Origin of the sequence: Celerinatantimonas diazotrophica, from assembly GCF_004339545.1 — a bacterium.
Taxonomy (GTDB): domain Bacteria; phylum Pseudomonadota; class Gammaproteobacteria; order Enterobacterales; family Celerinatantimonadaceae; genus Celerinatantimonas; species Celerinatantimonas diazotrophica.
In genome coordinates this window covers 177,782-190,525 of record NZ_SMGD01000013.1, presented here as the reverse complement: position 1 = coordinate 190,525, position 12,744 = coordinate 177,782, and the positions used below count along the sequence as shown (strand labels likewise).

Here is a 12,744-nt window from a genome sequence, read left to right as displayed (position 1 = left end):
CCATAAGCACCGATTTAACGAATTGTACTCGCATGTTTAAGATGGATTTGATGGGGGCATCAATCGCATGCAGGATAACGATCTTTTTTGTTGGCCCTGGTGATTAAAATTTTTGGGGTTTAGCCAATTTATCAAAGCATCACGTATGATGGGCCAGTCTTTATCAATCATCGCATACCAAGATGTATCTCTACTGCGGCCATTGTAGACGACGGCTTGGCGAAAGATGCCTTCGAAGCTAAAGCCAAGCCGTAAAGCAGCTGCTTTAGATGGCTCGTTAAGGCTGTCACATTTCCACTCATAGCGGCGATAGTTGAGCTGCTCAAAGACATACCGCATCAGCAGGAACTGCGCCTCAGTTGCGGCAATTGTTTTTTGTAATAGTGGTGAAAAAGCGACATCCCCCACTTCAATGACGCCATTTGCTGAATCAATACGCATCAGCGCTAATGAGCCAACGGCCTGGTTTGATAGATTATCAATTACGATGTAGCGTTTTGGATCTAAACACGATTCAGCTTTTTGTAGGTGTTCAGTTAACTCGTGCATTTTATGAAATGGACCGGTAAACATATAGGTCCAATCACGGTCATCTGCAGCGCTTGCGTACGCATCAAACAAATCTTGAGCGTGTTTTTGAGCATTTAATGGTTCTAATCGGCAATGCTCCCCCTGCAAAACAATGCTCTGCGGTTGTGGGCGAGCTGACCAATGCGTTAATGGTTCACCAATAGGTTGGCCATACTGATTTTGGACTGGCATGGGTTTTATCCAAGTTAAAGGTACGTTAAACAGAAAGCAAATATCACATCCAATTTGGATTATCATCGTATAATAAATGAGTTAAGTACAACAGTGGGTGCCATTTGGTATTTCAACTGTGTGGTAGAGATTCCTACCCACCGAAAACTGTTGTATTAAGTAGCATTTATATTGTATGCCTGAAGTCAGGCAGATGGTCTTCGCTTCACCATGGAGCTCTCATCTAGGAGAGCAAAATGGTTGGGTTTGTCGAAAGATTGTGTTCTTCAGTTTTTCATTACTGAATTAATCTAAGTTAGGTTTACTTCAAAAATAACGTTTAACTTACTAAAAATAATAGCTATTTTTTGTGATTTGTCATGGTAGCCGGGTTGGTGGTTAATGCCTTGAGTGATTTTTTGTCACCCGATCATCATTCTCACCGTCACTTTGGCTATTATTATTGCGCTTATTTTTGGTAAATATTATGGTTGGATGCGTTGATGGCAGGTGTTGGTACCGTGTTGATCTGCAATTGGACTTTGGGCTTAATGAAACAAATTAGCCCTATTGTGTTGGGGGAGAAGATTAGCCAAGAGCATCGGCGACGAGCTATTTCTTTTTTCACCCTATCTACAGGTGTGAGATTTGCGTATCTGGAAGACTAGTTCTGAGCATGCAGTGTAGCGATAAAATTATTATTAGCTAGTAAAAAAATCTGTTCAGAAATATGAACAGTTATTATCTAATTTTGATGGGATTCGCCATCTCACATTTGAAGTCCATTATGAATAATATTGAGAAAATTAATCAGGTTATCACTGAATTCTACGACAAAATGTCATCATGGGAACAGTCAGTTGTCAAAGAGACAGGTCACTCATTGGCGCAAATACATACAATAGAAGTGCTTGGTATGCATGGTTCGCTAAAGATGAAAGAATTGGCCGAGAAGCTTGGAATTACCACTGGAACATTAACCGTTCAGGTTGAAAAATTAGTGAATGCTCATTTGCTAGAGCGATGTGCATTGCCAAATGATCGACGCGCGATTGTCGTTCAGTTAACCGATGCGGGAATAGCGATTCATCGGCGACATAACTTATTGCATGTGGAATTGTTTAAAACTCTGATGCGGGAGATTGAGCCAGATGAAATTGAGGTGTTGTTAAATTGCTTTGTAAAGATGAACCGTGAATTTTAAAGCCTGTAAAATGAAAGGTGTGATGTTAATTAGAACTGTTATCACATAAAAAATGACCTCATGAGGATGAGGTCATTGAATGAGTTAATTCTTCATTTGTAATAGATGTTTGCTTGTTACTATTTCTACCTGTATGACTGCTTAGTTTATGGCTAGATGCGGCAATGTCTTGAGATGACTTTGGATGTTCTAATTGCTTTAGATCTACTGTTGAAGAGGTCAAGCAGATTGGACTGTTTTAGTTTTATGTTATCGCATTGTTATTTTTTTATATAATCTAAACTAATTTTTAAATTAAAATTGGTTTAGTGTTTTGAAATTTTAAGTTTGACAAATAATGTTTTTTATGACTCGCTAAATAGTTATAAAAAAGTTGTATTTTGTTATTTATCTATACCTTTATGTTTGTGGGTAAGTATTAACTTAATGTCAATTTATGAGAATGATTCTTCTTAAATAATAAAAAACATAATAAAAATCGTAAATTACCTCAAATGGGTGAGTTATTTTACTATGGAAATAACTAATATGATTTTGCTTGTTACTATTTTTGCTTGTCTTGCTTTGACAACACCCAGTGGTTTCCACTGGGTTTATTTTTATCTTTTCTTGTTTATAACCTTCTTTTATTTGTGGTTATTGTTGCATCTAATGTCTTCTAGTTTGAAAAATATCTAACATATTGTTTTTTAATTAAAATTAAAAACATGATGATTAAATGTGGACAGATAATTTTTATTCATACAAACCTGTGTTTGCTAATGGTGCGATGCAATATCTATCTGCCAGTTCATCGATAATTAGTTTAGAAAAGAATAGTTCTAAAATAATTTTAATAGAGTATATTTTATATGATTTTGAAATATAAAATGGAGAAAAATGTATTTTTTACAGTAAGTTAATAATTGTTAGTTGTCAGTTACTTTCGAGCCGAGATTTGTAGTTGATTGATATAACAAAAATAAATAAAAAAATTATTTTTATTTATTTTTGTTATTTTCCATGAAAAAAATTTAGATATATTTCTCATTCAACTTTTTAAAACAGTAGTTTATATCAAACTTTCTCTAGAAATTCTCAGGTTTTTCTTTTCTAAAAGAATTAGTTCTCTATCATTAATGCCCTTATTTATATGTTGCTATTTTCTTGTCTGAAGGAAGTTTAAGGGAGTAATGGATGAAGTTAATACATCAACTTATCTTATTGATAATTGTTGTTATAATTGGATTTGTAGCACTTGGGAGTTATGGACTACATTCACTGCGAACGAGTTTGATTGATACTCGTGAACACGAGCTTAAATCAATCTTAACGTTTGCTCAAAAACAAGTCGATCCAATTGTCCAGGCACAACAACAAGGCAAGATTTCAAAAGAACAGGCTGAGCAACAAGTTGTCGATATCTTGTCAAAATTTCGCACTGGGACTTCATACCTTTGGGCTAATGATAATAACGGTATTGCTCGAGTCCATGTTAAACAGCAAAAAATAGGGACATTTCAGAGTTCGTATGCTCATGACATAGGATTGTTACAAGGTAAAAATTTTATCATTAATGTTGCTGAAAACTTTAAACCTGGTGAACCCCAGGAAGTGGTAAAAGTGAATGCCGTAACTAAAATTTCCCAGTGGAATTGGGTCATGGGGATTGGTGTCTATATGGACGACTTGTCTTCGACCTATTGGCATTTTGCGCTACGTTTTATGCTTATTTCTATTTTTGTTGTCATCGTGATTGGTTTGGTTGTAGCGTATGTCGCTCGCTCTATATTTAGAAAGATTGGAGGCGAACCTGATTATGCAGTGGATATTACGAATAAAATTGCTAACGGCCATCTAGAAGAAGTGATTGTGGGTTCTTTTACACCCGATAGTTTGCTTGGTGCGATTCGTTCAATGCAAAATTCCTTAAGTTCAATGGTCGGTAATATTCAGCAGGCTGCTGATAAACTATCACAATCCACAGGTCAGCTAGCGAGTGAGTTTAAAGTCATTACTCATTCTTCACAGCAATCTTCTGACGCTTCGATTTCAACATCTGCAGCGATTCAAGAGTTATCTAATTGTATTAAAGATATTTCACTGAATGCTCAGTCAACTGAAAATAATTCACAAAAATCATTTGAAACCAGTCAATCAGGTGTTGAATTAATTGAAGAATCAAATCAGACGACGACGCAGATGTCCGAGAAAATTTCTTCATCTGTCGCCGATTTTAAGACACTCCAAGAGCGTACCAGCACAATTGGCAATATTGTTAAAGTGATTAATGATATTGCCGAACAAACCAATTTGTTGGCACTTAATGCTGCGATTGAAGCTGCTCGGGCAGGGGAGCAAGGGCGCGGGTTTGCGGTTGTGGCTGATGAGGTCAGAACGCTTGCCTCACGGACGGCTGCGTCAACATCTGAAATTACTAACACTATTACTCTGATTCAAAAAGATACCGATACCGTGGCTAATGCATTAACGTCGGCATTGCCTATTGTTGAGCAAAATGTCTCAATTTCGCTATCGGTAGGCGAAGTTCTGCAGCAAATTAGTACTCGAATCAGTGAAACACTGACCATGACGCGTGAAGTTTCCAGTGCGACCAATGAACAGCAGATTGCGTCAAACGATTTGGCCCAGCATGTCGAAGAGATCTCTGGTTTAATTAAAGAAACAGCTCATTCAGTGGCTGCTTGTAATAGTACTGTTTCTGGGTTGGATACGTTAGCGGCAGAACTCAGTGAGAGTGTGAGCCTATTCACAACAACAAGCTAAACATCTCCCCTTCACATTGATGCAAACCATCTGAATAAGTTTTATTCAGATGGTTTTTTATTGGTCGCATCGCAAAATCACAGCTCAGCTAAGGCTATAAACAATATATCTAAGCATAGTGTTCACTGTTTAATAAGCGGGTGTTACCTGAGGATATTCAGATGATGTTTGACTATACCAAAGAGCCGTCCCGTTTACCGATTGTTGATTAGCCATCTTCGCTATGGGGATCCACTTTTTGATAATCGCCAGTGGCGTTCACGCCCGCGCCAAATGAACACCGAGTCGTAGCTTGTTTAACGACCAACTCATTGGGTAAAAAGCGAAAGTGGATTTTACATTCACTATGAGCGCTTTGATAAGTGCCCTGATGATCTTCAATGGTAATGCGAGTGGTTAGATCGCCCATATGCGGCCCATATTCGAGAATATTACGACCAGGAGACATCCCTGAAAATGAAATATCGGCTTGATGATTGGCTGTTTTCACTACATCGATTCGATTCCAAGCGCCCTGTCCAACATATGACCAGTATTGGCCATTGATACTTTTTTGAGCATTTTTTTGGGCTTGTTCAATCTGATTCGCATAAATATGAGCATTTAGCTTCGACTGCTTACTTTTGGGGGCAAGTTCAAGCCAGGCGTTGGCTGTTAAATAATGTTGTTGATGAAAGTAGGTTAAAGCAATATTGTTGTAAGCAATCGGTTTTTGTAAGTGGTAAGCTGGACATATTTCTGCGAGTATGGCTTGGTACTCGAAGTATCGACGCGCTTGGGTATAATCGTGATCCCCATAGGCTTGTAATCCTTTACTTTGATAAGTTCCAAATTGCTGACACATAGTTGTTGCGGCATTCACACTCAAAGGACTATATAATCCGAGTGAGAGCAGACCCCAACCTAATAGTGCGGATTTCTTTTCTAACATGGATGAATCAATTAACAGTAATTCTTAACCGCTACTCTAGCGTTTAAATGTCAATTAAGGAAGACAGCCCCTAGAGCCTATAAAATTGTTGATAAAATATTTAATTAAGCTATTTTGTAGGTCGTTATCAATCTATGGGCTACCGCGCTGTCAAAATTGCAGGGAGATTGTGGATGAAAATCGTTGTTATTGCCATTATCGCATTTATTATTGCGCGAATTATTTTAAAAAAGACGGATAAAAATCCCCCCTCAAATGCGGCTCGTTCTAAACGGCATGATGATGCTAAATCTGAGCAACTTTTTAAAAATTCCGGCGATGTTCGTTCGCATCATGCGACGGGTCAAAACAGTTTTTCTCATGACCGATGGCAAAATAATCTAGGCCCTTTCCCCGCTCAGCTACGGATCAATGGTGTGGTGTATCGTGATGCTGAAGTTATCCAGGCCATTTTGACCTACATTCAATATGGTCGTGTTCTTGATAAACTGCCGGATGAAATTATGTTTGTGCCTGATGCTCAGCTTGATGAAGTGTTGCAAAATTGTTCGTCGCGCACTCAGAGTGCAGGTTGGCGATCAGACTATGTAAAGCCAGCTCAACCTTCCCCTTATCGTCGAACTAAGCAAATCGTGACTCATGCTTCCAAGTCCACAAAAAGTGATCTGAATCGAGCGACTGTGGCTAAGCCGCCGTCATCACAATCGTCTAGTTATAGTGAAACGATTTATCAGACTCAGTATCGGAGCCAGTATAAATCGCAATTTAGTGACCACGATGCTAATGATGATAAAAATTCGAATTAGGGGCGTTTGAGTTGATGATTTTAGATAAATTAAACAGGTTGCTGTTAATATGATTTAAGCTGGGATGATCGGTTTATCGGTATTGAATGAGAGGGATAGTCAATTATTTGTATAACGCATTTATTTGCCGAGCTATTTTACGGTCTTTTTAGTGATTTTTAGACTGTTAACAAAAAAGATAATAGTTATTGCAATAGTAAAAAAGACTTAATAGGATAACGCTCAATTTCGGATTTCCCACCTTTGAATGACTTGGAGAGTTTATTTAATGGATATTAATATTTCTACCCTCATTACGGCTGTTATTGCCTTGTTGATTGTAATTACGATTGTTCGTTCGATTCGAATCGTGCCTCAAGCGCAACTTAGCGTAATCGAGCGGTTAGGGCGGTTTCATCGAGTACTGCATGGGGGATTACACTTTATTGTGCCATTTGTGGATCATGTCCGTTCTAAATTCACCACACAAGAACAGCTCATCAATTTGCATCCACAAAGTGTGATCACCAAGGATAATGTGAGTATCACGATTGATGGATTGGTTTATCTGCGTGTCAATGATGCGCAAAAAGCGACTTATGAAATTACTGATTTGCGTGATGCTACCGCTCAGCTGGCACAAACCACACTGCGAGCTGAAATTGGTAAAATGGAGCTTGACGAAACGCTCTCTAGTCGCGAAGAGATGAACCAAGCACTGCAGATTGCACTGGATCAGGCATCAGCGAGTTGGGGAGCGAAAGTAACTCGCGTTGAAATTAGTGATATTTCAGTGCCGCAAGATGTGCAGTCGGCCATGGAATTACAATTGCGAGCTTCTCGAGAACGGCGTGCGATTGAAACTCAAGCCGCAGCGAATAAGAACCGAGTCATTGCCGAAGCTGAAGCAGCCCGTCAACAGGCTTATCTGGAAGCTGAAGCCAAAGAGCGTATGGCAGAAGCGGATAAAAAAGCTCAAATTTTAATGGCAGAAGGTCAACGACAGGGGATTGAATTGATTGCTCAGGCGTTGAAAGAAAACGCGTTTGCTGGTGAATATATTCTGACTCAGGAACGAATTAAAGCATGGAATGGTATTGCGGCGAGTGATTCAAGTAACAAAATCGTTGTGCCATATGAGGCCGCTGATTTAGTCGGAAGCTTATCGGTTGTATCAGATCTTTTAAAAGGTGTAACACCAAAGAATTAAAGGATAGTCGATGACCAGTGTCGATTGGTGGATTTTAGTTGTGTTTGGCGTGATATTAGTGACTTCAGAGCTACTTGTGACCGCTTTTGTCTTAATGTGGTTTGGTTTTGGCTTTGTCCTCTCTGGGGTTATCAGTTATTTTTCGCCTTCCCTGAACTGGGGAATTCAGGTCTTGATCGCAGCCATCATTGGCGGGATCTCATTGTATTTTGGCCGTCGCTACTGTGTGCCGAATGATAACGAAGTCAATCCACAAATTTATACTTTCGAAGGTGGGCTAGGTGAGCTGGTAATCCGAGAAGATAATGGTCATACGCTGGTGAGTGTTCGTTGTCGAGGAACCTACTGGTCGGTTGCTAACCCGCAGATTTTACATGAACACCCTGAGCTTGTGCATGGCTCGGGGGTGAGTGTCGAAAAGATTATTGATAATAAAGCGGTTATTAAACCACTATAAAAGGGTTTGGTGATGATGGAAGCGGCTCTTCAGCCGCTTTTTTGTTCCTGCGCTGAACTTACGATGTCAATGATCTTATAATTTTGATATCGCTGAATTTCGATTGAGCTTGTTGACAACCTTTGAAATGATTCTCGCAGACGCCATTAAGTAATTGAGCTAATTCTGCCGGGTGAGTTAAACGCTGAAGCGAGTTAAAATTGATATATTTATGGTGCTTTTTTGCAAGCTTCATTAAATAGATCTTGGCAAAAATACTCAGATGCGCCTTTTCAATCTTATTACCTGATTTTTCGAGCCAGCGCCGATAAGGGCCTTTGAGCTTAATCAGTGTACCGGCTTTAGGTGGATGACGTTTAAAATCTACCACGCGTGCATAGGTCTTAGGAGTATTGCTATTGATAAAATTTAATAATTCTATTAATTGACTGTCTTTGGTATAAGACCATCATAAAAGAAGAAAATCTAAATAATATCTTAAATATTATAATGATAAAAAATATATGTTTGAAGATATAACCGCTAAAAAGAGGGCTATCTGTCTACTAATACATAGGGTTATATCAGCAAATCGCCATTAGAGAATCATTGCTTGCATCGGAGAGAGTTTACCTAAAATCAAATATCTAGTTATTAGATTTTAGGGGGTTATTTACAGGCTATGATTCGATTAATTTCTCCTTTTCTTAGATGCTACAAAAGATATAAAAAGCGTTGTCCGTAACAGTGGTAGAATTTTTTAGCAAAAATGCCACGTTTTAGTATCTTATAATAGATTACGTTAAAACTTTGATAACATTAGCATACGCGGCTGTGAGTCGATTGGGGGAAATCTCAATCTTTGCGTGGAGCAATCGCGAAGCTATGGTAGAATTCTTGCCACGAATGTTGTTTGTTTAGAGTTGAAATTAATGGGAAGAGCCTACGAAGTCCGTAAAGTGTCGATGGCTAAGACTGCGGGCGCTAAAACAAAAGTTTATTCTAAATACGGCAAAGAGATTTATGTGAGTGCCAAGAAAGGTGGCGGTGATCCAGATGCAAACCTTTCATTGAAACGCCTGATTGAAAAAGCCAAAAAAGATCAAGTGCCATCGCATGTCATTGATCGTGCCATTGAAAAAGCCACTGGTGGCGCAAGTGAAGACTACGAGCCTGCTCGTTATGAGGGGTTTGGTCCGGGAGGCTGCATGGTGATTGTTGATTGTTTGACCGACAACAATAGCCGGACTTTCGCCTCTGTGCGTCAAGCTTTCGTGAAGAATGACGCAAAACTGGGGAGCCCCGGTGCCGTTGCTCATATGTTTGAACATCAAGCCATCTTTAGCTTTGCTCATGATGATGAAGATGCCATTTTGGAAATGCTGATGGAAGCGGATGCCGATGTCAGCGACATTGAAGCTGAAGAAGGTGCTGTCACGGTATTTGCGCCTTATACCGAATATGACAAAATTCGTAGTGCCTTACTTGCTGCAATGCCTGATTTAAATTTTGATGTTGAAGAGATCTCCTTTGTACCTCAAACCAGTGCGGAACTCAGTGGGGATGACGTTGAAACCTTCCAACATTTTTTGGATGTGTTAAACGATGATGATGATGTTCAGAACGTTTACCACAATGCTGTTTTGCCAGATTAATTTTTAGGTTTCATGAAAACAAAAGGCGCCATTTGAAGTGGCGCCTTTTGTTTTATTAAATCAAGTTTTATTTATTCAAAGCGATAGTCTTTAGGGACAACGACGATCCCATCTTCGGAAATGGTAAAGCGTTGTTTATCGAGGTGTTTATTGATGCCGATTTCGGTATTGGGAGGAATGACAACATTTTTATCGATGATACATCGGTTTAACCGACATCCAGAACCCACTTTTACATCATCACATAAAATGCTGCTCTCTACGACGGCCTCATCTAATACATGCACATTTTGAAATAAAATTGAATGTTGTACGCAGCCGCCCGAAACTATAACACCGCCACTGACAATTGAGTTAATGGTAATACCTTCTGTCCCCGAGGCTCCAGAGACCATTTTGGCCGGAGCTACCTGTTTCTGATAACTCCGAATGAGCCACTCCTTCTGATATAAGTCGATTGGAGGCACAGGCTTTAGTAAATCCATACTCGCCTGATAATAGGAATCAAGCGTTCCTACATCACGCCAATACTGATCACGACTCACACGGCCACTCGCACCACCAAAATGATAGACGCAGACCCGGCCATGCTGAACGGCTTTAGGAATGATGTGGTGGCCAAAGTCAAATTGGTCATTATTTTGCTGAGCATTGTCACAAAGACATTTTTTTAAATAATCAATGCTGAAAATGTAAACGCCCATGGAGGCTAATGCTCGATCGGGATGACCTTCAATTGTGGGCGGATGCTCTGGTTTTTCAACGAATCCTTCGACCCGCTGACGAGCATCGGCGCTAACAATACCAAAATGATGAGCTCGCTCGGCATCGATTTCCATACAAGCTAATGTCAAATCGGCGCGGGTTTGAATATGCTGGGCGAGCATAGGTTCATAATCCATCCGATAAATATGATCACCTGATAAAATGACCACGTATTGAGCATCAGTACGCTCTAACAGATAAAGGTTTTGGTGGATTGCATCCGCTGTGCCGCGATAACCACTCATGGTTTCACTCATTTGGGGTGGAATCGGAGTAATAAACTCACCTAATTCGGGATTGAATATAGACCAACCATCTCGCAGATGTTTGTGTAAAGAGTGCGATTGATATTGCGTCAGGACTACGATTCGGCGCAATCCAGAGTGTAAACAGTTCGCTAGCGTAAAATCGATCAGGCGATATTTGCCGCCAAAAGGGACTGCTGGTTTGGCTCGGTACTGTGTTAAAGGTGAAAGTCGAGTTCCTTTGCCTCCAGCTAAGATAACTGTAATAGCTTGCTCTAACATTTAAGGCTCCTTAGGGCATGCCTAAGCATCAATGGAATAAATTAGTTTACTCGCAATAGTTATGCCAGCAACTAAAGTAGCCCAATAATCGGGTGTCGATCAATTTTATATTTATTTTTCAATCTGTTAATAAGATCGGCAAAGGTGGGCAAGATTTTCCCACCTTTATAGAATAGCATTGTGTGGCGAGAGTTAAGCACTTTTCTGGTGCGGATGACGGGTGTTGGTCCCTTCTTGTAAATTACGCATAACCAGCGCGTATTGTAAGTCAATATTTTCTGGGACAGGGAAGTAGACTGTGTGACCACTCCCTAACGCTGCTTCTAATGACTCACCTTTTTGGTTTTCTAGTTGTTCCAGCGTGAAGGTAATATTGCCCTGTGGTGTCATGAGCTCAAGCGAGTCACCTAGTAAAAATTTGTTTTTAACCGCAACTTCAGCCATCCCATTGTCAGAGCGACCAATGACTTCACCAACAAACTGTTGAGAGTCGCTAATGGAGTAACCGTAGTCGTAGTTCTGGTATTCGTCATGTGTATGACGGCGTAGAAATCCTTCGGTATAACCGCGATGAGCTAAGCTCTCTAAGGTGTTCATGAGGCTGCTATCAAAAGGTTTGCCTGCGACAGCATCATCGATGGCTTTGCGATAAACTTGGGCTGTTCGGGCACAGTAATAATAAGATTTAGTGCGCCCTTCAATTTTCAGTGAATGAATCCCCATTTGAGTCAGACGCTCAATATGTTGAACTGCTCTTAGATCTTTAGAGTTCATAATATAAGTGCCGTGTTCATCTTCAAATGCAGCCATTTTATCCTCGGGGCGGCGGCTTTCCGAGAGTAGTACTACATCATCAGATGGCTTACCTAAACCAAGCGTGTTTTGTGGACGTTCATGAAGAACTTCAACTGGATTTGCGGCCTGTGGATCGAACTGCTCAACAATCTGCCCCGCATCGTCTTCCTTGGCTTTTTCGACTTTATATTCCCAGCGACAGGCATTGGTGCATGTTCCTTGGTTAGGATCGCGTTTGTTAATGTAGCCTGATAATAAGCAGCGTCCAGAGTAAGCCATACACAGTGCACCATGAACGAAAATTTCGATTTCGGTGTCGGGGCACTGTTTGCGGATCTCTTCAATCTCTTCAAGGGAGAGCTCGCGAGACATGATTACGCGTGAAATCCCTTGTGATGTCCAGAATTTGACGGTTGCCCAATTCACCGCATTCGCTTGTACTGACAGGTGAATGACCATATTTGGGAATGCTTCACGCACCATCATAATGAGCCCTGGATCGGACATGATCAGAGCATCTGGGCCCATATCAACCACTGGTTTTAAATCGCGGATAAAGGTTTTCAATTTTGAGTTATGTGGTTGAATATTGCATACCACATAAAATTTCTTGCCTTGGGCGTGGGCTTCGTCGATCCCGATTTTTAGATTTTCGTGGTTAAATTCGTTATTGCGTACCCGCAGACTATAACGAGGCTGGCCAGCATATACAGCATCTGCACCGTAGGCAAATGCATAACGCATATTTTTAAGACTTCCGGCTGGGGATAACAGCTCGGGTACAAATGGTTTTTCGGTGCTCATGATTAAATCTCTGTTGTCTGATCTCAAGTCAGTACGACACCACCTGATGGTATCGCAAGGGCGCAAATTTTACGTTAAAAATGTAGTTATGCCTAGGGACTGTTGACCTTTTGTGATTAGTTTTA

The 12,744-nt window shown here is 40.3% G+C and carries 11 protein-coding genes; 6 read left to right on the top strand and 5 right to left on the bottom strand.

Features of this window, described 5'->3' with window-relative positions; translation table 11 throughout:
• Positions 1–36: 36 nt before the first annotated feature.
• Complete coding sequence (locus tag EV690_RS10000) at positions 37–762, bottom strand: GNAT family N-acetyltransferase (protein ID WP_131912869.1); 726 nt, start codon at positions 760–762, stop codon at positions 37–39.
• A gap of 766 nt (positions 763–1,528) precedes the next feature.
• Between EV690_RS10000 and EV690_RS09995 the strand changes: the two genes are divergently transcribed.
• Together EV690_RS09995 and EV690_RS09990 are read left to right on the top strand one after the other, a co-directional pair.
• Positions 1,529–1,945 (top strand): MarR family winged helix-turn-helix transcriptional regulator, encoded by a 417-nt coding sequence (locus tag EV690_RS09995; protein WP_131912868.1) that lies wholly within the window; start codon positions 1,529–1,531, stop codon positions 1,943–1,945.
• A 1,176-nt stretch (positions 1,946–3,121) separates the two neighbouring features.
• Positions 3,122–4,711 carry a methyl-accepting chemotaxis protein gene (locus tag EV690_RS09990; protein WP_131912867.1) on the top strand — a complete coding sequence of 530 codons (1,590 nt, stop codon included), beginning with the start codon at positions 3,122–3,124 and terminating at the stop codon, positions 4,709–4,711.
• Positions 4,712–4,919: 208 nt separating this feature from the next.
• Here the strand turns inward: EV690_RS09990 and EV690_RS09985 are convergent, their stop codons facing one another.
• Positions 4,920–5,642, bottom strand: a complete 723-nt coding sequence (locus EV690_RS09985; protein WP_131912866.1) for a tetratricopeptide repeat protein — start codon at positions 5,640–5,642, stop codon at positions 4,920–4,922.
• Between the two features lie 173 nt (positions 5,643–5,815).
• On the opposite strand from EV690_RS09985, the gene EV690_RS09980 reads away from it, so the two are divergent.
• The 3 genes from EV690_RS09980 (at position 5,816) to EV690_RS09970 (ending at position 8,094) form a co-directional block, all read left to right on the top strand.
• A complete protein-coding gene (locus EV690_RS09980; protein ID WP_131912865.1) occupies positions 5,816–6,448 on the top strand; it encodes a hypothetical protein in 633 nt (210 codons plus the stop codon).
• 268 nt (positions 6,449–6,716) lie between these two features.
• Positions 6,717–7,637: an SPFH domain-containing protein gene (locus EV690_RS09975; RefSeq protein ID WP_131912864.1), complete on the top strand. Its 921-nt coding sequence runs from the start codon at positions 6,717–6,719 to the stop codon at positions 7,635–7,637.
• A 10-nt stretch (positions 7,638–7,647) separates the two neighbouring features.
• Positions 7,648–8,094, top strand: coding sequence for an NfeD family protein (locus EV690_RS09970; protein WP_131912863.1), 447 nt, complete (start codon positions 7,648–7,650; stop codon positions 8,092–8,094).
• A 58-nt stretch (positions 8,095–8,152) separates the two neighbouring features.
• On the opposite strand, the gene EV690_RS09965 is transcribed toward EV690_RS09970, so the two are convergent.
• Positions 8,153–8,464 (bottom strand): hypothetical protein, encoded by a 312-nt coding sequence (locus EV690_RS09965; RefSeq protein ID WP_131912862.1) that lies wholly within the window; start codon positions 8,462–8,464, stop codon positions 8,153–8,155.
• A 541-nt stretch (positions 8,465–9,005) separates the two neighbouring features.
• Between EV690_RS09965 and EV690_RS09960 the strand changes: the two genes are divergently transcribed.
• Complete coding sequence (locus EV690_RS09960) at positions 9,006–9,728, top strand: YebC/PmpR family DNA-binding transcriptional regulator (protein ID WP_131912861.1); 723 nt, start codon at positions 9,006–9,008, stop codon at positions 9,726–9,728.
• Between the two features lie 71 nt (positions 9,729–9,799).
• On the opposite strand, the gene glgC is transcribed toward EV690_RS09960, so the two are convergent.
• Complete coding sequence (gene glgC / locus EV690_RS09955; RefSeq protein ID WP_131912860.1) at positions 9,800–11,020, bottom strand: glucose-1-phosphate adenylyltransferase; 1,221 nt, start codon at positions 11,018–11,020, stop codon at positions 9,800–9,802.
• Between the two features lie 192 nt (positions 11,021–11,212).
• On the bottom strand, positions 11,213–12,619 hold the full coding sequence (gene trhP / locus EV690_RS09950) for a prephenate-dependent tRNA uridine(34) hydroxylase TrhP (RefSeq protein WP_131912859.1): 1,407 nt from the start codon (positions 12,617–12,619) through the stop codon (positions 11,213–11,215).
• Between the last annotated feature and the right edge of the window lie 125 nt (positions 12,620–12,744).